At 39.0% G+C, this 26,299-nt stretch carries 27 protein-coding genes; 19 read left to right on the forward strand and 8 right to left on the reverse strand.

Going from position 1 to position 26,299, the window contains the following annotated elements; translation table 11 throughout:
- Positions 1-849: 849 nt before the first annotated feature.
- From I6F48_RS19930 to hslR, 4 genes are all read right to left on the reverse strand, one after another.
- Entirely contained in the window at positions 850-1,959 is a 1,110-nt protein-coding gene (locus tag I6F48_RS19930) for a PepSY-associated TM helix domain-containing protein (protein ID WP_197120150.1), read from the reverse strand.
- Between the two features lie 182 nt (positions 1,960-2,141).
- Complete coding sequence (locus tag I6F48_RS19935) at positions 2,142-3,680, reverse strand: phosphoenolpyruvate carboxykinase (protein ID WP_197120151.1); 1,539 nt, start codon at positions 3,678-3,680, stop codon at positions 2,142-2,144.
- Between the two features lie 267 nt (positions 3,681-3,947).
- Positions 3,948-4,793: an Hsp33 family molecular chaperone HslO gene (gene hslO, locus I6F48_RS19940; protein WP_165729497.1), complete on the reverse strand. Its 846-nt coding sequence runs from the start codon at positions 4,791-4,793 to the stop codon at positions 3,948-3,950.
- Between the two features lie 12 nt (positions 4,794-4,805).
- On the reverse strand, positions 4,806-5,228 hold the full coding sequence (gene hslR / locus I6F48_RS19945) for a ribosome-associated heat shock protein Hsp15 (protein ID WP_007586590.1): 423 nt from the start codon (positions 5,226-5,228) through the stop codon (positions 4,806-4,808).
- A 210-nt stretch (positions 5,229-5,438) separates the two neighbouring features.
- On the opposite strand from hslR, the gene gspC reads away from it, so the two are divergent.
- The 13 genes from gspC to I6F48_RS20010 all read left to right on the forward strand — a co-directional run bounded on the left by gspC (position 5,439) and on the right by I6F48_RS20010 (position 17,446).
- Entirely contained in the window at positions 5,439-6,380 is a 942-nt protein-coding gene (gene gspC / locus I6F48_RS19950) for a type II secretion system protein GspC (protein ID WP_010555417.1), read from the forward strand.
- A gap of 23 nt (positions 6,381-6,403) precedes the next feature.
- Positions 6,404-8,467, forward strand: a complete 2,064-nt coding sequence (gene gspD, locus I6F48_RS19955) for a type II secretion system secretin GspD (RefSeq protein ID WP_024591434.1) — start codon at positions 6,404-6,406, stop codon at positions 8,465-8,467.
- Positions 8,460-10,025 carry a type II secretion system ATPase GspE gene (gene gspE, locus I6F48_RS19960; RefSeq protein ID WP_010555415.1) on the forward strand — a complete coding sequence of 522 codons (1,566 nt, stop codon included), beginning with the start codon at positions 8,460-8,462 and terminating at the stop codon, positions 10,023-10,025. The genes gspD and gspE overlap by 8 nt, the downstream gene beginning before the upstream one ends.
- Positions 10,026-10,027: 2 nt before the next feature.
- The gene (gspF, locus tag I6F48_RS19965; protein WP_002962033.1) at positions 10,028-11,263 is read left to right on the forward strand and encodes a type II secretion system inner membrane protein GspF; all 1,236 of its coding nucleotides are present in this window, start codon (positions 10,028-10,030) and stop codon (positions 11,261-11,263) included.
- 81 nt (positions 11,264-11,344) lie between these two features.
- The gene (gene gspG, locus I6F48_RS19970) at positions 11,345-11,767 is read left to right on the forward strand and encodes a type II secretion system major pseudopilin GspG (protein ID WP_007586585.1); all 423 of its coding nucleotides are present in this window, start codon (positions 11,345-11,347) and stop codon (positions 11,765-11,767) included.
- Between the two features lie 49 nt (positions 11,768-11,816).
- Positions 11,817-12,404, forward strand: coding sequence for a pilus assembly FimT family protein (locus I6F48_RS19975; protein ID WP_010555414.1), 588 nt, complete (start codon positions 11,817-11,819; stop codon positions 12,402-12,404).
- Complete coding sequence (gspI, locus tag I6F48_RS19980; RefSeq protein ID WP_002962039.1) at positions 12,404-12,778, forward strand: type II secretion system minor pseudopilin GspI; 375 nt, start codon at positions 12,404-12,406, stop codon at positions 12,776-12,778. The genes I6F48_RS19975 and gspI overlap by 1 nt, the downstream gene beginning before the upstream one ends.
- Positions 12,779-13,417, forward strand: coding sequence for a type II secretion system minor pseudopilin GspJ (gene gspJ / locus I6F48_RS19985; protein WP_165739665.1), 639 nt, complete (start codon positions 12,779-12,781; stop codon positions 13,415-13,417).
- Positions 13,410-14,399, forward strand: coding sequence for a type II secretion system minor pseudopilin GspK (gspK, locus tag I6F48_RS19990; RefSeq protein WP_165739663.1), 990 nt, complete (start codon positions 13,410-13,412; stop codon positions 14,397-14,399). Before gspJ ends, gspK begins: the two co-directional genes overlap by 8 nt.
- Positions 14,396-15,604, forward strand: a complete 1,209-nt coding sequence (gene gspL / locus I6F48_RS19995; RefSeq protein ID WP_165739660.1) for a type II secretion system protein GspL — start codon at positions 14,396-14,398, stop codon at positions 15,602-15,604. The genes gspK and gspL overlap by 4 nt, the downstream gene beginning before the upstream one ends.
- Positions 15,601-16,074: a type II secretion system protein GspM gene (gspM, locus tag I6F48_RS20000; RefSeq protein ID WP_010555411.1), complete on the forward strand. Its 474-nt coding sequence runs from the start codon at positions 15,601-15,603 to the stop codon at positions 16,072-16,074. The genes gspL and gspM overlap by 4 nt, the downstream gene beginning before the upstream one ends.
- A 3-nt stretch (positions 16,075-16,077) precedes the next feature.
- Entirely contained in the window at positions 16,078-16,836 is a 759-nt protein-coding gene (locus tag I6F48_RS20005; RefSeq protein ID WP_007586576.1) for a type II secretion system protein N, read from the forward strand.
- Positions 16,837-16,858: 22 nt separating this feature from the next.
- Complete coding sequence (locus tag I6F48_RS20010) at positions 16,859-17,446, forward strand: UPF0149 family protein (protein WP_165739656.1); 588 nt, start codon at positions 16,859-16,861, stop codon at positions 17,444-17,446.
- 24 nt (positions 17,447-17,470) lie between these two features.
- Here I6F48_RS20010 and I6F48_RS20015 read toward each other — a convergent pair whose 3' ends face one another.
- Positions 17,471-17,677, reverse strand: a complete 207-nt coding sequence (locus tag I6F48_RS20015) for a hypothetical protein (RefSeq protein WP_165729494.1) — start codon at positions 17,675-17,677, stop codon at positions 17,471-17,473.
- On the reverse strand, positions 17,677-18,036 hold the full coding sequence (locus tag I6F48_RS20020) for a hypothetical protein (protein ID WP_197120152.1): 360 nt from the start codon (positions 18,034-18,036) through the stop codon (positions 17,677-17,679). The genes I6F48_RS20015 and I6F48_RS20020 overlap by 1 nt, the downstream gene beginning before the upstream one ends.
- Positions 18,037-18,324: 288 nt before the next feature.
- Here I6F48_RS20020 and ccoG point away from each other — a divergent pair, with 288 nt between their 5' ends.
- From ccoG to I6F48_RS20040, 4 genes are all read left to right on the forward strand, one after another.
- Positions 18,325-19,755, forward strand: coding sequence for a cytochrome c oxidase accessory protein CcoG (gene ccoG / locus I6F48_RS20025; protein ID WP_024591440.1), 1,431 nt, complete (start codon positions 18,325-18,327; stop codon positions 19,753-19,755).
- An 86-nt stretch (positions 19,756-19,841) separates the two neighbouring features.
- A complete protein-coding gene (locus I6F48_RS20030; RefSeq protein WP_010555410.1) occupies positions 19,842-20,816 on the forward strand; it encodes a serine/threonine protein kinase in 975 nt (324 codons plus the stop codon).
- 34 nt (positions 20,817-20,850) lie between these two features.
- Positions 20,851-21,474 carry a thiol:disulfide interchange protein DsbA/DsbL gene (locus tag I6F48_RS20035; RefSeq protein ID WP_007586563.1) on the forward strand — a complete coding sequence of 208 codons (624 nt, stop codon included), beginning with the start codon at positions 20,851-20,853 and terminating at the stop codon, positions 21,472-21,474.
- Positions 21,475-21,490: 16 nt separating this feature from the next.
- On the forward strand, positions 21,491-22,129 hold the full coding sequence (locus tag I6F48_RS20040; RefSeq protein WP_010555409.1) for a thiol:disulfide interchange protein DsbA/DsbL: 639 nt from the start codon (positions 21,491-21,493) through the stop codon (positions 22,127-22,129).
- A 66-nt stretch (positions 22,130-22,195) separates the two neighbouring features.
- Here the strand turns inward: I6F48_RS20040 and trmA are convergent, their stop codons facing one another.
- Positions 22,196-23,293, reverse strand: a complete 1,098-nt coding sequence (gene trmA / locus I6F48_RS20045) for a tRNA (uridine(54)-C5)-methyltransferase TrmA (protein ID WP_007582854.1) — start codon at positions 23,291-23,293, stop codon at positions 22,196-22,198.
- A 162-nt stretch (positions 23,294-23,455) separates the two neighbouring features.
- On the opposite strand from trmA, the gene I6F48_RS20050 reads away from it, so the two are divergent.
- Both I6F48_RS20050 and murI read left to right on the forward strand, forming a co-directional pair.
- Positions 23,456-24,595, forward strand: coding sequence for a DUF5610 domain-containing protein (locus I6F48_RS20050; protein ID WP_165739652.1), 1,140 nt, complete (start codon positions 23,456-23,458; stop codon positions 24,593-24,595).
- A 65-nt stretch (positions 24,596-24,660) separates the two neighbouring features.
- A complete protein-coding gene (gene murI, locus I6F48_RS20055; RefSeq protein ID WP_197120153.1) occupies positions 24,661-25,461 on the forward strand; it encodes a glutamate racemase in 801 nt (266 codons plus the stop codon).
- Here the strand turns inward: murI and I6F48_RS20060 are convergent.
- Positions 25,424-25,903, reverse strand: coding sequence for an RNA recognition motif domain-containing protein (locus tag I6F48_RS20060; RefSeq protein ID WP_024609508.1), 480 nt, complete (start codon positions 25,901-25,903; stop codon positions 25,424-25,426). The two genes, murI and I6F48_RS20060, sit on opposite strands and share 38 nt — an antisense overlap.
- Positions 25,904-26,299 lie beyond the last annotated feature (396 nt).

Raw genomic sequence — 26,299 nt, forward strand, 5'->3', positions numbered from 1 at the left:
ACGAAACAGCGCCGATGATAGTGTAGCATTTGCTATGTGAAAGTAGGACATTACCAGGCTTCAAATTGTAGAAAGCCCGAATCTAACGATTCGGGCTTTTTTACGTCTGCAGAAAAGTGAAATGTGCGTAATTAACACACACTCACATCAACACGCATCACGTAGCGCAGCGACTCCCGACGTTAAAATCACAACAAAAACCCTCGATACCCCATTCGGCCAATAAAGTAGCATTTACTACGTGACTCTCCACCGCTGTGGGTATCGTGACATTACGCAGGCTTCACATTGTAAAGAGCCTTGCTTTAATACCAATCTGCTTATATATGGGGTCTATTTAACGTTAAGAAAATTAAGCTAGAACTAGGCAAAAATTTTTGTATCTAGTTGTTCTAAATAAAAAATTTTTAACGACGTTATAGTGCAATTTAATTCGTTAAATTGATCAAAAATTTATGCAGGTTGGTATAACTATTCAGTAGCCTATTAGACATTCCCATTAGGTATATAGCCTTATTTACAGACACTAGTAAGCAATTAATTGGGGGGCACTATTGTGCGCTAAGTTTACCTAAGTGATTTACCGCATTACATCTGTAACTAACTGTAGTTTTAGCGCGTGCAGAATAAATACACATACCTGATAATTATACTAATCGGCAATAATACCTAATCAATTTGGTGGATTGAACTTGACGTTAATTGCGTTAGAAATTTCTGATATACGATTGCATGGATACAGAAGGTTGAGCAACTTAGGAGTAATAGGCGAGAACAACGAAATAAAGAAATTTTTGACCTCAAATAGATCATTTAACTAGGTAGATTGGCGTAAAGTTTATTTTATTTTTATATTCTCTTGGTTCTAACTAACCACCTATATACGCCAATAAAGAACAATGCAGCAGGTCCAAAGCCACTCAGCACCCAAATGACTTTTAAAATGTTACCGCCAATGCTGCCGTCATGTAGAGGGTGTATCCAGTTTTTTATTTTACTAGCCGTACTTTGCTTATCTATATTAAACACGCTCTCTAACTTTCCTGTAAGTGCATTAACTTCTATATAGCTATGTGGAAAGCGATACGAAGGATCGTTTACAGTTTGAAATCTTAATCTGTAAATAGCATTTAAGTTTGATGGTGTTTCAATCCAAGCTAAACGCGTATTCGGTAATGCTTTTTCAGCTATTAATACCGCTTGTGATAAAGGAATATTGGTTTGTTTGCTCGGTTGAATTTGTGTTTTTGGTGGAGAGTTTATATCGCTAACTAGAGCGGTTAATATAGGATCTGTTTGTTTTGGAATAGCGAGCATAACACCTGTAACAGTTAAAGCTAGTAGCGGTATGCAGAAGGTTAAACCAATTAGTTTATGCCAGTCGTATAGCAAACCTATTTTAGAGCTACGAGATTTAAATTTTAGTGCCTTTACCCACTGCCCAGGCTTTGGAAACCAAGCAAAGAATCCAGAGATAAGAAGAACTATTGAGGCTATGCCTATATAGCCAACAACGAGAGTGCCCGTTGCTCCTGTTAGTAATGAAAAATGTAAGTTGTACATCCAAGTTACTAAGTATTTTCCCCAATAGTTTTTACGTATTACTTTATCACTACTGCTAGATAGCCATACCATTAAGGGAGCAAAGCCTTGCTCTTTTGTTTCTATTGGATTGTAGTATCGCGCGGGAATTACTGAGTTTATACCTGTGTTTTCTAATCGCCATGGCCCTTGCTTTGAAGGGAAATTGGCTCTCAGCGTATTATATGCTTGCTCCCAATTAGGCGTTTTTATGTTTGTAGTAGCGTCATTTTCTGGATTTAGCAGTAAGTCTATTTGCGGATAGTAAACTAATACGGAGCCAGAAAGGCTAATAATAGTAAGTAAAACACCTACTGATAGGCCTAAGTATAAATGTAACCGTCTGAATGTTTTTCGCCATGAAAGCTTTAGTGTCATTAATTAAATAGCCGTAATGAGTAATGCAGGTTTATTGGGCATTAAGGAATGATTAATTACGCGGTATATTATATGGTTTTTGATATGAGTTGTGCGGCATTTTGTCGCACTTATTAAATTAGGTATTTAGAAAGTAAAACGCCAGCCCTTGGCTGGCGTTAAAATACAAGCTTGAAGCTTATTTAAGCTTTAGGTCCTGCATTTTTTATATCGTCTGATACGTCATACTTAGCAAAGTTTTCAGTGAAGTCTGCGGCAAGTTTTGCTGCATATTCATTGTACTTAGCTTTATCTTCCCACGTGTTAATAGGATTAAGTAAGTTAGTATCTACACCTGGAACTGCTACCGGTACATCTAGGTTTAAAACATCAATGTGCTGAGTTTCAACACCAGCTAATTTACCAGATACGATTGCATCAATTACTGCACGAGTAGTTGGGATATCAAAACGTTTACCTGTGCCGTAAGGGCCGCCAGTCCAACCTGTATTCACAAGGTACACTTTAGCGCCAAACTCGCGTACACGCTTCATAAGAAGTTCAGCGTAAACACCAGCAGGACGTGGGAAGAATGGCGCGCCAAAACATGTCGAAAATGTTGATTCAATATCGCTAGTTGAACCAATCTCAGTAGAACCAACTTTTGCTGTGTATCCACTTAAAAAGTGAAAAGCAGCAGCTTCTTCGCTAAGTATAGAGACGGGTGGTAATACACCGCTTACATCACAAGTTAAAAATACAACAGCCTTAGGTTCGCCTGCGCGGTTTTCTACTTTACGTTTTTCAACGTGTTCAAGTGGATATGCTGCTCGGCTATTTTGAGTAAGGCTAGTATCGTTAAAATCTGGAACGCCTTTTTCATCTAACACTACATTTTCTAAAATAGTGCCAAAGCGAATAGCATTCCAAATTACAGGTTCATTCTTTTGTGACAGGTCGATACATTTAGCATAACAACCGCCTTCAATATTAAACACGCTTCCAGGTGCCCAGCCGTGCTCGTCATCACCAATTAGAAAGCGAGTAGGGTCTGCTGAAAGTGTTGTTTTACCCGTACCAGATAAACCGAAGAATAATGCTGTATCGCCTGCTTCACCAACATTAGCAGAACAGTGCATTGGTAATACACCTTTTGCTGGTAGTAGGAAGTTTTGTACAGAAAACATCGATTTTTTCATTTCACCGGCGTAACGCATACCTGCTAGTAATACTTTACGCTGTGCAAAGTTAATAATGACGGTGCCATCGCTATTTGTGCCATCACGTTCTGGCTCACATACAAACGAAGGAACGTTCATTACTTGCCATTGTGGTAAGTTTAAAGCGTTATAGTTCTGCGGTTCGATAAACATGTTTTTGGCAAAAATATGGTGCCACGCTGTTTCTGTAGTTACAACTACAGGTAGATAATGCTCAGGGTCTGCGCCAACTTCTAGGTGAGAGGTGAAGTGGTCATTACTTTGAACATGTGATTCTACGCGAGCCCATAATGCGTCAAATTTGTCTGCATCAAATGGACGATTAACATTGCCCCATTGAATATCATTTTGAGTTGTTGCTTCTTGTACAATAAAACGATCTTTTGGTGAACGACCAGTTCGTTTTCCTGTAATTGCAACAAAAGCACCATTTGCGGCTAAAGTACCTTCGCCACGGCGGATCGCATGCTCGACAAGTTCAGCTGCGGTTAAATCGACAAAACGTGTAGCGCCTGTAGTCATGTTTATACCTAACTATGTGTGAGAGTTTGAACGGATAGCTCTGGGGTTATCAGTGCCCTTAAACTGAAATTATAGTAACAGAAGGTTTTAAGATATTCGAGCCCGTAAAGCCTCTAAAAACACATATATTTAAGAAAAAACATGAATAATTTCAATGATACCGGTGTCATGAAATTAGCAGAAAAGATGACACCGGTATCATCTTTTTATAATATAAAACCGCATATTTTGCGGCTTTAATTACTATATATAGATGAAGCTGAACATTTAGTTGAAAATGCTTTTTATATCTTGTTCGTTAAAAACATACTCTTTTAAACAGTAATGACAGTTAATATTAACAGACCCTTTCTCAGCTACGTCTTTAAGTAGTTCTTCTTGTCCAATATTAACAAGCGCAGTAATTGTTTTATCACGACTACAACCACATTTGAATTTAATCGCTTGAGGTTCAAATACGCGAGGATTATCTTCGTGATAAAGGCGTGTAAGGACAGTATTAGCATCAAGGTATAATAGTTCTTCATCTTTAATTGTATTACTTAATGCTTCTAGGTGTGCAAAGTCTTCAATTGATTTTTGTTTATCAACTGGGAGTACTTGTAAAAATAGACCACATGCTTTTGCGCTACCTTCTGTTGTGTCGGTTGCAAACCAAAGGCGTGTTTTTAATTGCTCTGACTGCTCAAAGTAACTTTCGATACATTCACTCAGAGTATCATGCTCTAGCGGAACTATACCTTGGTAACGTTCACCCTTACTTGGTGTAATAGTGATCACCATATAGCCCTGACCAATAAGCTCTTTTACAGTTGTGCCCGTAATTTCGCTTTGCAGGCGTGCAATACCACGCATGTTTTGTTTATCATCACCATTTATAACTGCATATTTAACTGGTCCATCACCTTGAAGCTGTACTGCAATTTCACCTTCAAACTTTAAAGTGGCGGTTAATAAACAGGTTGCAACAAGTAACTCACCTAGTAATGCTTTAACAGGGTCTGGGTAATTATGGTCGGCAATCATTTCATTATAAGCATTCTCGATTTGTACGAGTTCGCCACGAACATCTAGTTCGTTGAATAAATAACGGTGAAGTAAATCTTGTTGCATGAGCGGCTATACCTAACTTGATTTCATTTTTAAAAGTTCGCGTCTTTGCTTTTTATCCGGTTTTTTATCCGGATGAGGAGCAAAAAAGCTGTTATTTTTGCGTGCGATGCTGTTTTCTTCGCGTTTAGCAATACTTGCATCAGATTCTTGATACATGGTCTGTGCAATGGGGGCGCTTTGACGTTTTTCAAGCACTGATAGTATAGTTATCAGCTTTTCATCTACGCCCTGAGCCAGTTTTACTTTTGCGCCAACGTCTACTATTTTACTCGCTTTTGTACGTTGCCCATTATAATGTACTTTGCCGCCTTGCACCATTTCGCGTGCAACTGCACGAGTTTTATAAAATCGCGCAGCCCATAACCATTTATCTAATCGAACTTTTAACCCATCTACAGGGTCTGAGCTGGTATTAGCATTACTTTTTTTACTCATAAGGCATTTCCCCACGTTTTTATAGCTTAAAATTTATCATGAAATCATCGTAGGATGAAGGTATTACAACGGCAGTCTACTTTTTGTACTGTTATGTAAAGTTAATTTAATCTGTTTACAAAGTTTAATATTAGTGTGCTTGTTGAAAGAAAAATGAAAGGGTACTATGGGTACGCGCTAACGCAGTAAATTAAAATAAGAACACTATTTATGGAACAGCAAATCCAACAACTAAAACAATTTTTAACTCGTTTACCGCATGCTAAGTTAAGTGCATTAGTGACACTGTTAGTTGTTGTTTATCTTGCATTTTTATTATCAAAACTTGTTTGGCTTTTGTGGCCAAAACCACCAGTAACTCTACTTACCCCTACTCATTATGCTAACCAATCATCTGGTGCGAGTAACAACTCAGCGCAGCATATTATTGAGCAATTTTTATTTGGTAAAAAAACTGTAACAAACAACAATAATACTGCAAAGCAATCGCAGGTAATAAATAATGCGCCAGAAACGCGCTTAAGTATCAATTTAACCGGTATCGTAGCGGTTAATAACGATGACAAAGCAGGTATCGCAATTATTGAATCACAAGGTAAGCAAGTAAGCTATCTTGTTGATGAAGTAGTATCGGGTACGCGTGCTGAAGTTGCACAAATATTGCCGGATCGTATTATTTTGAGTGTTAATGGACGCTTTGAAACATTAATGCTTGATGGACTCGATTTCAGTAAGAAGGTGTCTATGCCAGTACTCGCTGCGCGTGATGATTCTGAAATGGGTCCGCAAAAATTAGAACCAAGTGATCTACAAATAGATGCCACTGCAGATCCGGACGTTAAAGAAGCAATTATAGAAACACGTGAAGAGTTACTCGAAGAGCCGGGCAAGCTATTTGACTATATACGTGTTTCACAAGCCATGAATGATGGTGAGCTAATTGGATATCGCTTAAGTCCAGGTAAAGAGCCTGAGCTATTTAAGCAAATGGGTTTAAAAAATAACGATTTAGCCATTTCTATAAATGGCTATCAATTAACAGATTTAAAACAGGCTATGTCAGCTATTAATGAGCTGCGTAATAGTACAGATGCCAATATCACTATAGAACGTGATGGTGAACAAATTGATGTGCAATTTAGTCTGCAATAATTTAGCTTTGGAGTTTTAATACGATGGTTCAGGTGCTACACCTCAAAAAAATTAAAAAAGGGTTAGCTAAGTACGCAGCACTTTTTTTGGCGGCAAGTATTTCTTTGTCTGTTTCTGCTGTTGAATATGCTGCTAACTTTAAAGGAACTGATATCAATGAGTTCATTAACATTGTTGGTAAAAACCTTAATAAAACAGTAATTATTGACCCTAACGTGCGTGGAAAGGTAAATGTTCGCAGTTACGAGTTAATGGACGAAGCACTTTATTATCAGTTCTTCTTAAATGTATTGGAAGTTTATGGCTACTCAGCTGTTGAAATGGACAATGGCATAATTAAGGTAGAAAAAAGTTCAGACGCTAAAAAATCAAATGTGCCACTTATTGACGAAGGTAGTGAAGCTAGCGGCGACATGATGATTACGCGTGTTGTACGTGTTAAAAATGTAAGTGTGCAGGAGCTTGGTCCTCTAGTTCGTCAATTTAGCGATCAAAAAGATGGTGGCCACGTTGCTAACTTTAATGCGGCTAACGTAATGATGCTAACAGGTCATGCTGCATCGGTTAATCGCTTAGTTGAGATTATTCGCTCTGTTGATCAGGCGGGTGACAAGCGTGTAGACATCGTTAAGCTTAAATATGCGACGGCAGATGATGTTGTCTCTGTGGTAGATAATATTTATAAAGACAGCGGTAAAGGCAGTGTACCTGAATTCTTAATTCCAAAAGTTGTGGCTGATGGCCGAACTAATAGCGTTATTGTAAGCGGTGAAGGCCAAGCCCGTACACGTGCTATTGAACTAATTAAGCGCTTAGATGGTGAGTTAGAAAGCCAAGGTAATACTAAGGTGTTTTACCTAAATTATGCTAAAGCTGAAGATTTGGTCAAAGTATTGCAGGGTGTTAGTAAGTCACTTGTTGAAGATGCACAAGGCGGTACTACTAAAACTCGTAGCAGAAGCAATAATGAAAGCAGTATAGAGTCTCACCCAGACTCAAACTCATTAATTATTACCGCACAGCCAGACACAATGCGATCACTTGAATCTGTAATTGAACGCCTTGATATTCGCCGTGCCCAAGTACTAGTTGAAGCCATTATTATTGAAGTAATGGAAGGCGACGGGGTTAACTTAGGCCTGCAGTGGATTTCTGAGCAGGGCGGTATGCTGCAGTTTAACAACGGCACTACGGTTCCCGTGGGCTCGTTAGCTGTTGCTGCAGAGCAAGCACAAGATGTAACCGTTACTAAAAATATAATAGGAACAGAATCTGGTACGGTAACGCCGTATACGGAAACAACAGAAGGTGACTATGGTCCATTAGCCTCCTTACTTAGTGGCATTAATGGTTTAGCGCTGGGCGTTGTTAAAAATGATTGGGGCGCAATTATTCAGGCTGTTGCCACTGATACAAATTCAAATATTTTGGCTACCCCTTCTATTACTACAATGGATAACGAAGAAGCCTCTATTTTAGTCGGTCAAGAAGTACCTATTATTACAGGCTCACAAACAGGCAGTAATAATGCTAACCCATTTCAAACAGTTGAGCGTCAAGAAGTAGGTATTAAGCTGGTAGTTACGCCACAGATTAATGATGGTTCAGCAGTACAGCTTACTATTGAGCAAGAAGTATCGAGCGTAAGTGGTGCAACTGCGGTTGATATTTCAGTAAATAAGCGTTCAATTAAAACAACTGTTATGGCCGATGATGGCGGTATGGTTGTACTTGGCGGTTTAATTGACGAAGACGTACAAGAAAGCGTTTCTAAGGTGCCGTTATTAGGCGATATCCCTATTTTAGGACACCTGTTTAGATCAACAAATACAACGCGCCGTAAGCGTAATCTTATTGTGTTTATTCGCCCAACCATTATTCGTGATGGTGTAAGCATGAATAAGTTAAGCTTTAATAAATATAACTTTATTCGTGGTGAGCAGTTTAAACAAAAAGAAGACGGTATTGAGTTAATGCCAATGACTGATACGCCTATTTTACCTGAGTGGAATGACGAATTAGTACTTCCCCCTACGTATGAAGAGTCTCTGCGTAAACAAAATGCACAAGAGCGTAAAGATGACTAATGCGATTCAAGAGATAAACCAAGATGTGGTTCATCCTAAAACGCATAATCAGGATGAGCTATTAACGAGTGATGTGTTAGTTGAGTTACCAGCAAAGCGTTTGCCGTTTTCCTATGCAAGACGTGCAGGTGTGTTACTTGGCAAAAACAAAGATCACCGCATAGTTTACTACCGTGGTGAGCTAGATGTGGAAGTACTATTAGAAGTACGCCGTATCGCAGGCCATGGTTTTACACTTGAGCAATTGGCTGATGATAAATTTGAGCTATTGCTTGAAGCGTCATACCAACGTGATAGCTCTGAAACACAACAAATGATGGAAGATATTGGCAACGAGGTTGATTTATTCTCACTTGCTGATGAACTTCCGCAAACTGAAGATTTACTGGCTGGTGACGATGATGCGCCAATAATCAAGCTTATTAACGCCATGCTAAGTGAAGCGATTAAAGAAGGGGCTTCTGATATTCATATCGAAACCTTCGAGCAAGAGCTTGTTATTCGCTTTAGGGTCGATGGCGTGCTTAAAGAAGTACTTAAGCCTAATCGTAAACTTGCATCGTTACTTGTGTCTCGTATTAAAGTAATGGCTAAGCTTGATATAGCCGAAAAACGCATTCCACAAGATGGCCGTATTAGCTTACGTATTGCCGGGCGTGCAGTTGATGTGCGTGTGTCTACAATGCCATCGAGCTTTGGTGAGCGTGTAGTACTGCGTTTACTTGATAAAAACAACGCGCGTTTAAACCTTGAAGATTTAGGTATGACCGCAGATAACCGTGCATTGTTTTCAGATTTAATTAGTAAACCCCACGGCATTATTTTAGTAACAGGGCCAACGGGCTCTGGTAAAAGTACCACTCTATACGCTGGTATGAGCCAAATTAACTCACGCGATCGCAATATTCTTACCGTTGAAGATCCGATAGAGTACGAAATTCCAGGCATTGGGCAAACACAAGTTAATGCAAAAGTTGATATGACATTTGCACGTGGTTTACGTGCAATATTACGCCAAGATCCTGATGTAGTAATGGTGGGTGAAATACGCGACCTTGAAACTGCGCAAATTGGTGTTCAAGCGTCACTTACCGGCCACCTTGTTATGTCTACTCTGCATACTAATACCGCATCGGGTGCAATTACACGTATGGAAGATATGGGTGTTGAACCATTCTTACTTTCATCGTCGTTACTCGGTGTGTTGTCGCAACGGCTAGTACGTACATTGTGTAATACCTGCAAAGAAGGTCACACGGCTGATGAGCATGAATGCCAGCTGTTAGGGGTTCCTTTTGAAAGCCAACCGACAATTTATCGAGCAGTAGGGTGTGAAGAGTGTAACTTTAATGGCTATCGTGGTCGTACGGGTATTCACGAGTTACTTGTAGTTGATGAAACAATACGCGAAATGATTCACAACGGTAAAGGCGAGCAAAGCGTAGAGAAATACATTCGTAAGCGCAGCCCAAGTATTCGCCAAGATGGTTGTAGCCGTGTACTTGTAGGTAAAACAACACTTGAAGAAGTATTGCGTGTTACCCGTGAGGAAGGTTAACTATGGCGGCGTTTGAATACCGTGCCTTAGATGGCCGAGGTAAAGAAAAAAAAGGCATTTTAGAAGCTGATACAGCTAAACAAATTCGCCAAACTTTACGTGATCAAAAACTTACGCCGCTTGAAGTTGTCCCTGCGGCGCAAAGTGATAAACAAGTCAAAGGCGAAAAAGCCCCTTTACTCGGTGGCTTTTTTAAGCCTACAATTTCAACCTCAGACTTAGCATTAATTACAAGGCAATTAGCAACACTTATTCAATCGGCACTTCCTGTTGAAGGCGCTGTTATGGCGGTTGCTGAGCAATGCGAAAAGCCGCGTTTAAAGCGGATGCTTATGTCGGTACGCTCAAAAGTAGTCGAAGGTTACACCCTTGCCGATGGTCTTAGTGAGTTTCCTCATGTTTTTGACGACTTATATCGTGCAATGGTAGCCGCAGGCGAAAAGTCGGGTCACCTTGACCAAGTACTTAATCGTTTAGCCGACTATACCGAGCAGCGCCAACATATGCGTAGCCAAATAACTCAGGCTATGGTTTACCCCATTATATTAGTGGTATTTGCAATTGGTATTGTGTCGGTATTACTGGGCACCGTAGTACCAAAAATATTAAAAACGTTTGAAAAAACGAAACAAGTACTTCCTTGGACAACCGAATGGGTTATGGCAGGCAGCCATTTTGTGCAAAATTATTGGTTTATTAGTTTAATAGCGATTACAGCTATAGCCATTGGTATTAAGCATGCACTTAAGCAGCCTAAAATACGTTTTTGGTGGGATGACCGAGTGCTACATATGCCAGGTATAGGTAAAGTGGCTCGTGGTATTAACACCGCACGTTTTGCGCGTACTTTAAGTATTTTATCGTCAAGCTCGGTACCATTGCTCGAGGGGATGCGTATCTCGGGCGGTGTATTAATTAACGAAAAAATTAAAAAAGCGGTTGCAGATGCATCCGATAGAGTGAGTGAGGGTGCAAGCTTAAGAGCTGCACTTCAGCAAACTAAGTTGTTTCCACCAATGATGCTGCATATGATAGCAAGTGGTGAAAAATCAGGTGAACTAGAGCAAATGTTAGAGCGTGCTGCAAATAACCAAGATCGCGAATTTGAGAGCATGGTTAATGTATCGCTTAAACTACTAGAGCCTGCGATGATCGCCTCAATGGCGGTTATTGTATTATTTATAGTAATGGCAATATTGCAGCCAATAATGGCGATGAATAAAGCTGTTGGACTTTAAGTTAGAATAAACTTTTAAATATATTAATGGTTTTACCTAAACCATTTTTACTTAATGTTTTTAGAATAATGAGGTAATTACGTGAATAAACAATCAGGTTTTTCTTTACTAGAAGTGATGGTGGTACTGGTTATCATCGGAATGATTATGTCAATTGTTGCACCTAACATTATGGGTCAGCAAGAAGAGGCTGCTATCGATAAAGCGCATCTAGATATTCAACAATTAGAAGATGCAATGAGCTTATACAAGCTTAAAAATAAGAGCTACCCAAGCACAGAGCAAGGTCTTGAAGCGCTAGTTACTCAAACAAGCATTGAACCGGTTCCAAAACGTTTCCCTGACGGTGGTTTTATTAATGAATTACCAGAAGATCCATGGGGTAATCTATATCAGCTAATTAGCCCAGGTGAAATTGGCAAGTTTGATATTTTTTCTATGGGCCCAGATGGTGAAGTAGGTACTGATGACGATATCGGTAACTGGGACGAAGAAAAACAATAATGTTTAAGTACACTGCTTTGTATGAACATGTTAATGCTAGAGGCTTGCTATGAAAGCAAGCCTTAAGCAGCGCCATGCAAAAAGCAGAGGCTTTAGTTTAATAGAAATTTTAGTGGTATTAGTGATCATCGCTTTTGCTACAAAAATGGTGGTATATAGCTTAGAAGGCGGTGCTGAGGAAGAGTTAGATACTCAAGCATTAAGGCTGCATACCACCATTAACATGGCATCGGAATTTGCCATTTTAAACCAAGTTGAATTGGGCTTATTAGTAGAAGAAAATACGTTAGAGTATTTAGTTTTCGATGGTGAAAAGTGGATTACCTTTGACCGTGAAGACCTTTTTAAACCAATAGAGTTAGATGAAAGATTAAAGCTCACTCTTAACTTAGAAGATTTAGCGTGGGCGCAAGATAACCTCTTAGAGCAATCTAACTGGCGCGAACTTATGAGTGGCGGCGATGAAGACAGCTTACTTGAGCTTAAAAAGTTGAAAATCCCACAAGTACTTATTTTGTCATCAGGTGAGGTAAGCGCGTTTCAACTTATATTAGAGTTAAAAGAGCAAAGCGAGCCTGTGTATTACATTGAAGGTGAATTTGCTGCACCAGTAAACTTTCGCCGAGAGCCAGAATAATGAAGCGCACTAAAGGGTTTACCTTATTAGAGGTATTAGTGGCATTAAGTATTTGTGCCATGGCGGGTATAGCTGCAATGCAAGCAACAAGCGAGCACATACACCACTTAACGACTATTGAAGAGCAAACCTATGCATCTTGGGTCGCCGAAAACGTTATTATTGAACAGCGTACTAAAGGCGAACAATGGCAAGGCAAAAATAACCTTAAAGGCAGCGAAGTAATGGGCGGTGTTGAATGGTTTTGGCAGCAAGAAGTAACAGCCACTGCTGACAAAAGCTTTGTTAAGTTAACCATAAATGTTTTTACGGATGAAAAATATGAGCATTCGGCATATGAGTTATCAACGTATCTAAATAAAGGCAAAAAGTAAGTGAAGCAGCGCGGGTTTACATTACTTGAAGTTATGGTAGCACTGGGTATTTTAGCTTTTGTTATTATTGCTACTCATCAAATATTAGAGACGACAACAAGAGCAAAAGATGCCTCCGATGAAAAAATTGCTGAGTTAAATGGGTTGCAAACAACATTTAGGTTAATGGATCAAGATTTTAGCCAAATGACTAAACGTGCAGTACGAAACGAATCTGGTGATGTTCAAGAACAATATTTACTTGCTGGTCGTTACGTTTTAGAAAGCCAATACGATGGTATTGCGTTTGTACGAGATGGCTGGATAAATCCAATTAATTTATTGCCACGTTCAGAACTACAAGCCGTTGGTTATAGAGTGATAGACGATAACCTTGAGCGTGTTTATCGGGTTTATGTTGATCAGCTTGATAATATGGAACCGCGAGTTCAACGTATACTAGAAAATGTTGAAGAGCTTAAGTTTGAGTTTTTAGATGATAAAAACGAATGGCAAGAACAGTGGGAAATTAAAGCTCTCCCTAAAGCGGTTGCTGTTACTTTGCAACAAATAGAAGCAGAGCCAATTCGTCGTGTATTTTTAGTTCCTGGGCAAGGCAAAGTTGTTGCTACACAAAGTACGGATGTGAATAATGGTTAAGCAGCAATCATCGCGCGGCGCAGCACTTGTTATTGTTTTGTTTATTGTGGCATTAGCGGCTATTTTAGCAGTAGAAATGAGTGCTAATTTAATGGTTCAAGTGCAAAAAAGCACTAATTTGCAAGGTCATCAGCAAGCTAAATGGTACGCCTACGGTGCAGAAGAGCTTGCTATTAAAGGGCTAATACAAAGTAAAAAAGATGATGCTGATAAAACAACACTTGATCAAGTTTGGGCAACTCAAGGTGATGCTTCATACCCTGTTGATAACGGCACGTTAAGTGGCAAAATTACTGATTTACAAGCATGTTTAAATTTAAATGCTTTAGCCATAGCGCCAGAAGAAAATAGCGCAAGTAAAACAAACCCTGCACATAAAGCACTATTTGCATTACTTGAAAACATTGAAGATTTACCTGCTGATGAATCAGAAGAGACAATGGCAGATAGCGTATTTGATTGGCTTGACGAGGACAGTATTACATATCGCTCAGGCGCAGAAGAAGACGAGTATTTATCACGAGATTTTCCGTATATGACAGCCAATAGTTTATTTGCATCAACATCGGAATTACGCTTGGTTAAGGGCTTTAACCCATTAGTGATGGAAAAAGTACTGCCATATGTATGTGTAATACCAGGCAGTACGCTTTTATCTATTAACGTAAATACATTAATCCCAGAGCAAGCACTCATACTCAGTGCCTTAATAGAAAGCTTAAGCTTATCTGGCGCAGAAGCGGTGTTAGGCGCAAGACCGCAAACTGGCTTTGACACCATCGATGAATTTTTTGAACAGGTGAAGCAGCAAGGCGGTACTAATACTGACTCAATAAAAAGTCTATTTAGTATTAAAAGCGAATATTTTAAATTACAAACGCAGGCAAACTTTGTCGACCTGCGTTTTTCGATGACCACATTACTGCACGCTAAAGACGGTGACGTAACGATACTGGCGCGAAAATTTGGAGGCGTACAGTGACAGAAATACTGTTGATCCGCACGGGTCAAACCGAGCAAGAATTGCTTAATTGGTTAATTTACTCACCACAAGAACAAGAAATAATAGCCAGTGGCGAGTTACCAAATGCAGAGCATTTAAGTGAGCTAAGCGAAAAAGCACTTACCCGAGAAGTGGTCGTGTTGTTACCCAGTGATCAAGTGCAATTAAAAACGGTCGCTTTGCCAACAAAATGGAATCGCAAGCTTGAGCAAGCATTGCCATACATGCTTGAAGAAGACATAGCATGTGACGTAGATGAACTGTTTATAGCAGTAGCGCAGCCGACAATGCTTGGTGAGCAACATGCAATTCGTGTAGCAATGACAGACCGTGAATGGTTTGAACAATGGCTCGCATTATTTGTAGAGCATAATCTATCAGTATACAGAATATTACCCGATGCTTTGTTGTTACCGCTTGCAGATGATGGCGCAGTTACCGCTATCGAGCTCAATAACCAATGGTTATTTAAGCAGGGGCAATGGCATATAGGTGCGGTTGAATCTAGTTGGTTAAATGGCTACTTAACAGCCATGGGTAATCCTGATATTAAGCATTTTAGCCCAGCTAGTCAGTTTCCAGAAAGCGTTAACTTACAAGCGCAAACGAGTGAGTACGACTTACCTCTAGCATTATTTGCAAAGCAGTTAGATAGCGTTAACTTTAACTTACGCCAAGGTATGTATCAGCTTAAAAAACAAAGCGCTTTATGGTGGGGTTACTGGAAAGGCGCCGCAATTATAGCAAGTGTTGCATTGGTTTCTACTATTACAATAAAAGCTATTGAGTTACACCAACTTAATACACAAGTAGAAGTAGCTAAAGATCAAGTAGTCGACAGATACCAAAAAGCATTCCCAGGAACTAAAGTTCGCCCCAATCTAATTAAAAGCCAAATTAAAGGCGCGTTAGATAAAGTGCAAGGCTCAAGTGAGTCGGGCTTTTTAGACTTAACGACTAATTTGGTTGATGTATTTTCGCAAGTCAGCGAATTTACACCTGAAACACTTCGTTATGACAAACGTCGCAATGAGCTGCGCATTCGTGCACGTGCTAAAGACTTCCAAACCTTTGGTAAAGTAAAAATCATACTTGAAAAACAAGGTTTAACTGTTGAGCAAGGGTCTTTAAATAACGACGGTGATTATGTCGTTGGTGAAATTAAACTGCGAGGTGCAGTATGAAAAAGCAGTTAATGCAACAATGGCGCTCGCTTAAAGAGCAAGAACAACAATTGGTAATGGTCGCTGGTGGCGTGTTTATTATTTTTGTTTTAGTAATGGGAATATTTAGACCATTAAATAATGCGATAGAAAAGGCACAGCAATCTCAAATTAAACAACAAGAGCTATTAGCTTGGGTTGATGACAGTATTGTTAAACTAAAGGCTGCGGGTAACACCAGTGTTGCTAGCAATGCAAACTTAAGCCAAATTGTTAATTCTACACGTGGGCGCCATCAAATAAGTATTAGTAAAATGCAGCCAAGTAGTGATTCGCTGCGTTTGACGCTCGACTCTGTAGAATTTAATCAGTTAATAGAGTGGTTAGATGAGCTAGTGAATCAGCACGGCTTAAAAATTGAAAACTTAGATTTGAGCCGCGATGATAAATCAGGCTATGTGCGTGTAAGCCGTTTAGTATTAGAGAATTAATTAATGAAAAAAATAATAACGTTATCGGCTGTCTTTTTAATTAGTTTTATTGTGTTTTGTATTATTAAATTACCAGCACATATTGCACTAGATATAGCAAAACCGTACTTTCCAAAGCAATTAGAAGTAGGGCAAACTGTAGGCACTGTTTGGCAAGGTCAAATGATGCAAGTTCGTTTTGATGGTGAACAGTTAAATAATGTTCGCTGGGACATTGCTGGCTGGAAGTTATTTACAGGCAAGCTAAATGCGAATGTGAAGTTTGGTAATGCACGAGAGCGTAGTGATATCTCGGGTTATGCTGATGTAAGTTATGGGCTTTTTAATCAAGAAGTTAAAGTGACTGACGGCCTAGTGCGCTCAACAGTAGAGCGTGCAATGCAGCGCGTGCAGCTTCCCCTACCTGTAACCGCTAAAGGGCGTGTAATTTTAGAACTTGATGAATACAGCTCAGGTGCACCTTATTGTGATTCACTAAAAGGTGAAATAGCGAGCCCTAATATTGACGTGCAAGGCTTAAATGGGTGGTTTAATATTGGCCCTCTGGCTGGTAAGTTAAGCTGTAAGTCGGGCGATATTGCTATATTAATTGACCCAGATAATACGCTTGGCCTTGAGGCAGATGCTACACTTAAAGCTAATTTCGACTTTAGTGTGGCAGGTTATGTAAAACCAGATGCTAGCTTACCTAAAGATGTACATGATGCGGTTAAATTTTTAGGCCGACCAGATAGCCAAGGTCGTTACCCGCTCAACTTTTAATGTTTGAATATAAAGAGTTTTAATGCAAATACCCCAATTTACTGAGCTGCACGCAAAGCAGCTCAGCACATTTTTAAATACCCAATCTCAAGCAATGACCCTTCAACAAAGCCAAGGCTATTTATTTGGCGTTATTTGTTCGCCCAATCCATTAGATGTGCATGAGTGGCTTGAGCAGATATTACCAAATACAGCTAATGATTTAGATGAAGAAGTACTTTTCTTGTTTATGGCGCTATACCATAAAATTAGTGAGCAAGTATTTGAAACAGGATACAAACTACCCGTTGAGTTTACTATTGAGTTTTGTAAACCATGGAGCGAAGGCTTTTTAGTGGCTACTAAAGCATATGCAGAGCCACTTTTAAATGCACCTGAGTTAGATGCTGAATTTAAAGAAGCATTAGAGAGTGCATTAAGTACACTGAGCTTTTTTGCTCTTGATCAGCAAGCAATTACTCAGATTGCTCAGCAAAATAGTATGACTAAAGAAGCCTTATGCCAGTATCAATATGAATCAATGGGTGACTTTGCACTAGGCTTTGCGGAGCTCATAGAAGTTGTTGCCATTAACAGTGGTTTAATAACTGATGACAGCTGGGACGAATAGTTTTAGCTTAAGCGCTTAGGTAATCTAAGCGCTTAGTTCTAATACAATATCAGTACAGCCTTGCTTACACTTTACCATACCTTTACCAGGCTCGCAGGTGGCTAAATCAAGTGTTAAAACTCCATTACATTTCTCACACTTTAACGTTTTGCCTTGTGCTAATTGTTTAAGCATGTTGCGCTGTTTATGAAATGAGTCGCTTGCTTTTTTATTTAATCCTGAAAAATCCACTACTTTGCTCGCTTTTGCTCTAATGCTTCAGTCACTATTTTACATACTGTATTTAAACGATCGCCATAAAAATAAAGGTTTAAGTCACGTTTACGACAATAGCGTAGGTGAAATAACTGAACAGAGTCATCTGTTGTAAACGTTTTTTCTACGTACTCACCCTCAGATTCAGACAATTTAAGTTGACTGCTGATCCTATTTTTAGCCATATTTGCAGCAGGGCTTCTGTTAACCTTACTTGCATCACTTAAAAAACCAATGCCTTCACCTAATAACCTTTCGCGAGGTTCTTTTATAAGCGGATGATCGATTGTAAAAAAGGCAAGGATCACAACTACCAAAATAATAAATTTTTTCATGGATACGTAAACCTTGATCTAAGTAGGGTTGAATTACCATGCAGTGTAATAAACTGCATTTTAAAAGCAAGTAACTGGGATGAATAAATTATTAGCGATCTATGCCAGTAATTTTAACCAACATTGTTATAATGGTTAACAGCAGTCAGATATTTCTGAAATATCTGAAAGTATTCGAGAAGGCAATTTATTAAAGTAAATCTGCCTAGCAAGTAACTTGCTAGCTTTAAGTATAGAGTACTTGAGTATTGCTGGATTTTTATTTCCAAGCGGCGTTGAGGAACTTCGATGGACAAACAAATTAAAGTAAAGAATATCCCTGTAGAGGTGAAAATCCAAAAACCGGATTTAAGCCGTCAAGATGATAGGTTCAATCCCCGAAATCGTATTTATGTGCGTGCCGTAAAAGGCCTACATCAATTACTTAGGCAGCGCATTGGCTTTTTAGGCCTACTTGCGTTTATGTTACTTCCTTGGATTAATTTTAACGGCCAGCAAGCAGTGCTGTTTGATCTAATTGGTCAAAAATACAATATTTTTGGTTTAACGCTATGGCCTCAAGATTTTACCATATTAGCGTTTATTTTTATGCTGGCAGCATTTGCGCTGTTTTTAGTGACCACCTTCTATGGACGGGTGTGGTGTGGCTACACATGTCCGCAAACTGTTTGGACCTTTATTTTTATTTGGTTTGAAGAAAAGCTTGAGGGCACGGCTAATCAGCGTAAAAAACTCGATCAAAGACCCATGAATTTTGATAAGTTTTGGCGTAAAACGGCAAAGCATACTAGTTGGGTATTGTTTTCGTTATATACCGCTATTTCTTTTGTGGGTTACTTTACGCCAATCAGAGAGTTACTTCCTGATTTTGTAACGTTTAACGTGGGTGGTTATGCACTAGTCAGTATTATTTTCTTTGCTGCGTGTACCTATGGTAATGCCGGTTGGATGCGAGAAATTATGTGTTTACACATTTGCCCTTACTCACGTTTTCAATCAGCTATGTTTGATAAAGATACATACACTGTAACGTACGACGAAAGCCGTGGTGAAAGCCGTGGTCCTCGTTCACGTAAAGTAGATCATGAAGATTTAGAGCTAGGCGACTGTATCGACTGCAACCTGTGTGTTCAAGTGTGCCCAACAGGTATTGATATTAGAAATGGGCTGCAAGCTGAGTGTATTAACTGTGGTGCATGTATTGATGCGTGTGATGGCGTAATGGATAAAATGGAATACCCGCGTGGACTTATTTCATATACGACAGAGCGAAACCTCGAAACCCCAGAAAATAAAACGAATCCACTACGAGCTAAAATCATTGGTTACACGGTCATACTTGTTGTGCTTACGGGAGCACTTGTAGCTAATATAGCGCTGCGTAAAACAATGGACTTTGATATCATTCGTGATCGAAACCAATTATATCGTGTCGATTTTGATGGTTTAGTAGAGAACACCTATACATTAAAGGTAATTAATAAAGCGCAGTACGAGCAAACCTTTAATATTAAAGTACAAGGGTTAGATAACTTTAAGTATATTGGTAAGCAGTCATTTACTGTGCAGGCAGGGCAATCTCATAATGTGCCATTGTCGCTTGTAATGGACCCTTATGATTTAAAAGCGCCAATGACAGAGTTTAATTTTGTGCTTTCACCGGTAGATGAGCCGGATGAAACAATATCGCAGTCGAGTAACTTTTTTAAAGCGCGATAATCACAACCTACCTTAAATAGGTAAGTTGATATAGCAATTAACAAAAGCGGGTATATAACCCGCTTTTTATTTTATATAAGAAGAGTATGAGTAAATTTAGTTTTATTGACTTAACACCTGACCTAATACTCGATGCAATAGAAAGCGTAGGTGTGTACGCTGAATCTGGTTTGTTGGCACTCAATAGCTATGAAAACAGAGTGTACCAATTTAAAGCCGATGATGGCCTGCGTTACGTAGTGAAGTTTTATCGCCCAGAGCGCTGGAGTAAAGAGCAAATTCAAGAAGAGCATGATTTTGCATTTGAACTGGCAGAAGCGGAAGTGCCTGTTGTTGCCCCTATTTTATATAATGGGCAAAGCTTGTTTGAACACGAAGGTTATTTGTTTGTGTTGTTTCCAAGTGTCGGCGGGCGTTTATTTGAGGTTGATAACTTAGACCAGCTTGATGTAATGGGGCGTTTAATTGGCCGTATGCACCAAGTAGCTAAAACAAAGCCTTTTACTTATAGGCCAACAGTTACTTGCGAGGAGTATTTACATACAGCCAAAGTTCATCTTCAAAAAAGTAACTTAGTGCCTATGGGAATAAATACTGCCTTTTATACTATTTTAGATTTAGTGATAGAGCAGGCGCAAAAACAGTATAAAGATGTGCAAAGTATTCGCTTACATGGTGACTGCCACGTTGGTAATATTTTGTGGGCAGGTGATGCGCTAATGTTTGTTGATTTAGATGACAGCCGCCAAGGTCCTGCAATCCAAGATTTATGGATGATGCTCAGTGGCGATAGAGCGACGCAACTGTTACAGTTAGACACCCTTGTGAGTGCGTATGAAGAGTTTTGTGATTTTGATCACTCTCAACTCAAATTAATTGAACCGCTGCGAGCGATGCGTATTATCCATTATATGGGATGGGTAGCTAAACGATGGAGCGATCCTGCCTTTGTGCGGAACTTTACATGGTTTGCTGATGACAAATACTGGGAGCAACAAATTTTAGCACTGAAGGAGCAACTTGCAGCACTGCAAGAAGCACCGTTAAAGTTATTGCCGTAATATTTTATTTAAAGACAAGTACAACGAGATACAAATGCTTAAAAAATTAAAACTGAGTTTATTACTTTTATGTTTACCATTTGCAGCACTTGCTGCACAGTTTGAAGTTGATAATCAATACACTGTTATTGATGTAGACAAAAGTACATCACCACAAGTAACCGAGTTTTTCTCATTTTACTGTCCACATTGCTTTAAGTTTGAACCAGTAGCAAAAGCAATTGAACAAGGCTTGCCAGAAGGCGCGGAGTTTATTAAAAACCACGTGAACTTTTTAGGTGGCGTGTCGCCACAAGCACAAAGTAATTTAAGCTTTGCCTACTTAATTGCTAAGCAGCATGGTCAGGCGCAGAGTATTAGCGATCAAATTTTTAAAAGTATTCATGTTCAGCGTGCTCCTTTAACTGAAATGAAAGACGTTAAAAAATTACTTGAAGTAAACGGTATTGATAGCGCAACGTTTGATCAAGAAATTGCAAGCATGCCAGTTATTTCGGCTGAGCAAGCAATGCAAAACAAACAAAATAAATATTCAAAATTAGGCGCACTTACAGGTGTACCTACTTTTATTGTTAACGATAAATATAAAATAAACCTCAACACCATCAAAAATCAAAAAGAACTTGATGAGTTAGTAGCGTTTTTATTAGCACTATAAATTTCGGAGCATAATAATGATTAAATTAGTTAAAGCAGGTTTGCTTGCAGTACTACTTCCTATGGCGGCAACAAGCTTTGCAGCAACGTATGAAGAAGGCGTGCATTACGACGTTGTTTCTGAGCGCGCAACAAAAAAGCCAGAAATTAAAGAGTTTTTCTCATTTTACTGCCCTGCATGTAATAACATGGAAGCACTAATTGGTGAGTTTAAGCCTAAGCTTGATAAAAACGTTAAATTTAAAAAGAGCCATGTTGATTTTGTAGGTGTACGCGACCCAGAAAACCAACAGATGATGAGCCAAGCACTCGCTACTGCAGAAGTGCTTCCGCAAAAAGATAAAATTGTCTCTGCAATCTTTAATCATATTCATACAAAGCGCGCTAGTTTTAATGAGCTTGCAGATGTAAAAGATATATTTGTAGCGCAGGGCGTTGATGGCGATAAGTTTGATAAGCTGTTTAAAAGCTTCTCGGTACGTACGCTGAGCTCTAAAATGAAACGCGATCAAGACTACTTTAAAGAAAAAGGCGCACTACGTGGCGTACCTACATTTATTGTAAATGGTAAGTATAAATTAAACCTAGGTCGTGAGTCGGGTATTACTGAACCAGAAGATATTAGCAAACTGATTAATTACTTAGCTAACAAGTAAGTTTAGCTAAAACTAAAAAAGCTCCTACAAGGAGCTTTTTTTATGGGTAACGTTTACTGAGCGTATTTATTTGCGCTGCAAGAAAACACCCGACTCAATGTGATGTGTATATGGGAACTGATCAAATATAGCAAAGCGCTTAACGTTGTGCGTACGTGTTAGGTGATCAAGGTCACGCTCAAGGGTTTCAGGATTACACGATATATAAATTATGCTTTCGTAGTTAGCTACTAAGTCACACGTTAATTCATCCATGCCCGCGCGCGGTGGATCAACTAATATGGTTTGGCAGTCATAGCTTTTAAGGTCAATACCGTCTAAACGAGAGAAAGTACGCTCGCCATTCATTGCTTGAGTAAACTCTTCACTAGACATACGAATAATATCTAAGTTCTCTACGTTATTTTTAGCAATATTGTATTGAGCAGAATGAACAGATGATTTTGATATTTCTGTTGCTAATACTTTATTAAAACAGCCCGCTAACGCAATTGAAAAGTTACCGTTACCGCAATACAGTTCTAATAAATCATTTTTAAGTGGTTTACATAAATCTTGCGCCCACTCCAGCATATTAATATTTACTTTTGCATTAGGCTGAGTAAAGCTATTTTCTACTTGTTGATAAATAAGCTCTTGACCATTAACTGTTAAACGCTCAGTTACAAAGTCATCACCCAGCACTTCTTTTTGTTTGCGAGCACGGCCGATAAAGTCAATTTTGTATTTACTGCTTAGTTTTTCTTTAAGCGCTTTAATTTCACTTAACCATTCATCATCAAGTGGTTTGTGATAAAGCAAGCTTACTAAAATTTCACCGCTTAGCGTGGATAGGTAATCGATTTGAAATAACTTACGACGTAATATTTCACAAGGCTTAAGATGCTCAATCATCACCTGCATTATTTCACCAACTAGAGGCGCTGCTGGATCAAATGTATCAACACGGATTTTTTCTTTTGTTTGTTGATCAAACATAATGTGAAACAGATCGTCACCGTCGTGCCATACTCTAAATTCAGCACGTTGGCGGTAGTTAGTTGGCTCTGAGCTAAATACTTCTAGTTGCTCCACACCAAAACGTTGAAACTGCGCACTAATACGCTGCTCTTTTTCACTTAACTGCGTTTGGTACTGTGTGGTATCTATTTTAATAACTGCCATTAACGCTACTACCTTATCTAAGATCTGTTTATCGGCGCTATTGTAGGGAGCGCTGCGTATTTGTCTAGTTTTGGCTAGCATTTATGCTGTTTTATTGAACATTGTACTTTAGTTTTTGTTGTTATAGCCGATAATAAACTACGCACGCTTAGGAGACGAATCATGAAAATAGGTAATTATGGCTTTACGCCAAACAACAACATCAATAAATTCAATAATAAAGCTGATATACAGCAACCTACAATTACGTCTCCTCAAGATAGCTATCAACAACGAGGCCGCGAGTTGGCCGCAAAGGTGCTTGGCGATAAAATGGCTGAGCAGCTTGGATTGCCTATCGCAGAAAAAAAAGCAGATAAACCACTATTTGATTTTGATGAAATAGTAAAAAACGTACTCGATTTTGTAAGTAGTGCTGTTAATAAAGCAAAAGCTAATGGCGCTGATGACGAAAAGCTCAAAGATATGTTAGGCGACGCGCGCAAAGGAGTCCAAATAGGGATTGACGACGCTGTTGATGAACTCAAAGGTACAGGTGTATTTAATGATGACATGGAAGAGGGGATTAATAAGTCCAAAGAGGGAATTTACAATGGGCTCGATAAGTTTGAAGAGTCGTTATTTAACCCACAACCTGCCAGCGTAAATATAAGCCAGGCTCAATATGTCAGTATGACGAGTAATGCAGAGTATAAATTTACCACCGCAGAGGGTGACGAGGTAAGTATTAGCTTTGCAGATGCATTTGAATCTCAGTCGGCAAGTGGCTATCAGCAAAACAGTAATAGCGAGTCGTTTGCAAGCTCATCATCGCAATCTCGACAGGTATCATTTTCGATGTCGGTTAATGGTGACTTAAATGAGCAAGAGCAAGAAGCTATTAATGCAATGATGGAAGACTTACAAGATTTAAGTAAAACCTTTTTTGGTGGTGATTTAGATGAAGCATTTGAACAAGCGCAAGAGCTGAGTTTAGACAGCGATCAGCTGGTGGCTTTTTCTATGGATTTACGCCAAACAAAAACAATAGCAACAGTTAAAAGCTATGAAGAATATAGACCAGCACCAGAAAAACGAGTAGCGGAAGGTTTAGCTCCTTTTAATGATGACCTTAAAAATGCTTTTGAAAAAGCGGGTGAGCTTGGATTACAAAATCAGCTAGCTGGCATTCTCCAATGGTTAAATCAAGATCAGGAGCAAATAGATAAGTTAGTGGATTACACAAAGTCTATGTTCGAAAATCTTAATCAGTTAAATTCGGCAGCCGACGAGCTTGCTGATTTAGAAACCACGCAAAGTTAAACTACTTTCTTTTATAAATACCTCATGGCAAACTGCCGTTCTTAAAGTAAAGTGGGAACGGTAGTTTGTCAGCGCATATAATGGTCTTTGATTCAGGTATTGGTGGAACTACTGTACTTGAGCATATAAAGCAAAGTATCCCCAATGCTCAGTACAGTTATTTTATGGATAATGCATTACTACCTTATGGTGCTCAATCCCAAAAAACAATCATTAACCGATTATGCTCACTTATTCATTTCATCAAAGCTAATACGCTTAACGTTGATTTAATTGTAATAGCGTGTAATACCGCTTCTACATCTGCACTTAGCGCTGTTCGCCAAATGACAGATATTCCTATAGTAGGTGTTGTGCCAGCAATAAAGCCTGCGGCAGAGTTAACACGTTCAAATCATATTGGCTTATTAGCCACACCGGCAACGGTCGCCAGTTCATACACTAAAACATTAATTACTGAGCATGCACGTAATGTAACCGTTAATCTATATAGCAGTGTGGAGTTAGTAACTTTAGCTGAGCAATACTTTTTTACAGAGTCTTTGGATACAAACAAGTTGCATCAAGTGCTTGATGACCTACATATAGATAAAACTATAGATGTACTTGTATTAGGATGTACGCACTTTCCAATATTAGCAGAGCCTATTAGTCAGTATTTTGAAGGGAATGTAAAATTGCTTGATTCAGGTGTAGCGATAGCAAACAGAGTCAACTACCTACTTAACCAACTTAACTTATACGTGAATAAACTAACAGACATAAAAAAGCCGCTGCAATATTATGCAACGGCTGATGTGTTTAGCAATAAGCTAGCGGTAAAGCTAGTTACACTGACTGATCCGTCTCAGTACGTAGAGCATTAGAATCGTCTTCTTGTTTTTGTTTTGCTTCACGTACCTTTAAAGTACGTTGTTGGAACTCGCTATCGTTCAAGTTAGCAATTGCATTGTCTGCATCAGCTTGCGCCATTTCAACAAAACCAAAACCACGACGCTTGCCAGTATTCTTATCCTTTAATAAACGAACATTGAATACTTTGCCTTGTTCTTCAAATAATGCACGAACAACACCTTCGTTTGCACGATAAGGAAGATTGCCAACATAAAGAGTCTTTGTTTTTACTTCGGCTTCTTCAGTAACATCAGACGACATTGCTGCAATAACAAGTGCGCCTACTAATAAGCCAACACCAAATAGAAGTGCAGGGTCTAGTGCTAAGCTTGCTAAAGCAAACTTAACAACAATAAAACCAACTACAGCAAGAATAACTGAAAAGATAAAAGCTTTTTGATCGGGTAATTTCATTTTAGATCTACCAATAAACAGGAAATAAACATTAATTTAACATTGTGAACTTGCTATCTTAACGTCTAAATCAAACATAGCAATGATATTTGTATTAAATAATAAAGAAGAGCATAAAAAAGCATCAGTTTAGGAAATGTTTTGCATGGTTTTATGTGGTTTTGTTCTATTTTTGTTCGAACAGTAAAAAGATCTAAAAAAAGGGTTGATCTGTTTTCGGATCTCCCTATAATGCGACCCCACTGAGACGGGAAACGCCAACGCCTAGCGAGGAGCGAACTACTCAGAGAGTTAAATAAAACTTCGGTTTTAAATTATCTAAAAAGAAAGTTTAAAACTAAGTGTTGACTCGAAAAATAAAGGGTGTATTATTCGCATCCCTTGAGACGCTAAAGC

Source organism: Pseudoalteromonas sp. SWYJ118, assembly GCF_015864505.1.
GTDB classification, from domain to species: Bacteria; Pseudomonadota; Gammaproteobacteria; order Enterobacterales; family Alteromonadaceae; genus Pseudoalteromonas; species Pseudoalteromonas arctica.

Excerpts from the sequence above, each read along its gene's own strand:
- I6F48_RS19930 (WP_197120150.1), bottom strand. The coding sequence starts at position 1,959 with ATGACACTAAAGCTTTCATGGCGAAAAACATTCAGACGGTTACATTTA.
- I6F48_RS19935 (WP_197120151.1), bottom strand. The coding sequence starts at position 3,680 with ATGACTACAGGCGCTACACGTTTTGTCGATTTAACCGCAGCTGAACTT.
- hslO (WP_165729497.1), bottom strand. The coding sequence starts at position 4,793 with ATGCAACAAGATTTACTTCACCGTTATTTATTCAACGAACTAGATGTT.
- hslR (WP_007586590.1), bottom strand. The coding sequence starts at position 5,228 with ATGAGTAAAAAAAGTAATGCTAATACCAGCTCAGACCCTGTAGATGGG.
- gspC (WP_010555417.1), top strand. The coding sequence starts at position 5,439 with ATGGAACAGCAAATCCAACAACTAAAACAATTTTTAACTCGTTTACCG.
- gspD (WP_024591434.1), top strand. The coding sequence starts at position 6,404 with ATGGTTCAGGTGCTACACCTCAAAAAAATTAAAAAAGGGTTAGCTAAG.
- gspE (WP_010555415.1), top strand. The coding sequence starts at position 8,460 with ATGACTAATGCGATTCAAGAGATAAACCAAGATGTGGTTCATCCTAAA.
- gspF (WP_002962033.1), top strand. The coding sequence starts at position 10,028 with ATGGCGGCGTTTGAATACCGTGCCTTAGATGGCCGAGGTAAAGAAAAA.
- I6F48_RS19975 (WP_010555414.1), top strand. The coding sequence starts at position 11,817 with ATGAAAGCAAGCCTTAAGCAGCGCCATGCAAAAAGCAGAGGCTTTAGT.
- gspI (WP_002962039.1), top strand. The coding sequence starts at position 12,404 with ATGAAGCGCACTAAAGGGTTTACCTTATTAGAGGTATTAGTGGCATTA.
- gspK (WP_165739663.1), top strand. The coding sequence starts at position 13,410 with ATGGTTAAGCAGCAATCATCGCGCGGCGCAGCACTTGTTATTGTTTTG.
- gspM (WP_010555411.1), top strand. The coding sequence starts at position 15,601 with ATGAAAAAGCAGTTAATGCAACAATGGCGCTCGCTTAAAGAGCAAGAA.
- I6F48_RS20005 (WP_007586576.1), top strand. The coding sequence starts at position 16,078 with ATGAAAAAAATAATAACGTTATCGGCTGTCTTTTTAATTAGTTTTATT.
- I6F48_RS20010 (WP_165739656.1), top strand. The coding sequence starts at position 16,859 with ATGCAAATACCCCAATTTACTGAGCTGCACGCAAAGCAGCTCAGCACA.
- I6F48_RS20020 (WP_197120152.1), bottom strand. The coding sequence starts at position 18,036 with ATGAAAAAATTTATTATTTTGGTAGTTGTGATCCTTGCCTTTTTTACA.
- ccoG (WP_024591440.1), top strand. The coding sequence starts at position 18,325 with ATGGACAAACAAATTAAAGTAAAGAATATCCCTGTAGAGGTGAAAATC.
- I6F48_RS20030 (WP_010555410.1), top strand. The coding sequence starts at position 19,842 with ATGAGTAAATTTAGTTTTATTGACTTAACACCTGACCTAATACTCGAT.
- I6F48_RS20035 (WP_007586563.1), top strand. The coding sequence starts at position 20,851 with ATGCTTAAAAAATTAAAACTGAGTTTATTACTTTTATGTTTACCATTT.
- I6F48_RS20040 (WP_010555409.1), top strand. The coding sequence starts at position 21,491 with ATGATTAAATTAGTTAAAGCAGGTTTGCTTGCAGTACTACTTCCTATG.
- trmA (WP_007582854.1), bottom strand. The coding sequence starts at position 23,293 with ATGGCAGTTATTAAAATAGATACCACACAGTACCAAACGCAGTTAAGT.
- I6F48_RS20050 (WP_165739652.1), top strand. The coding sequence starts at position 23,456 with ATGAAAATAGGTAATTATGGCTTTACGCCAAACAACAACATCAATAAA.
- I6F48_RS20060 (WP_024609508.1), bottom strand. The coding sequence starts at position 25,903 with ATGAAATTACCCGATCAAAAAGCTTTTATCTTTTCAGTTATTCTTGCT.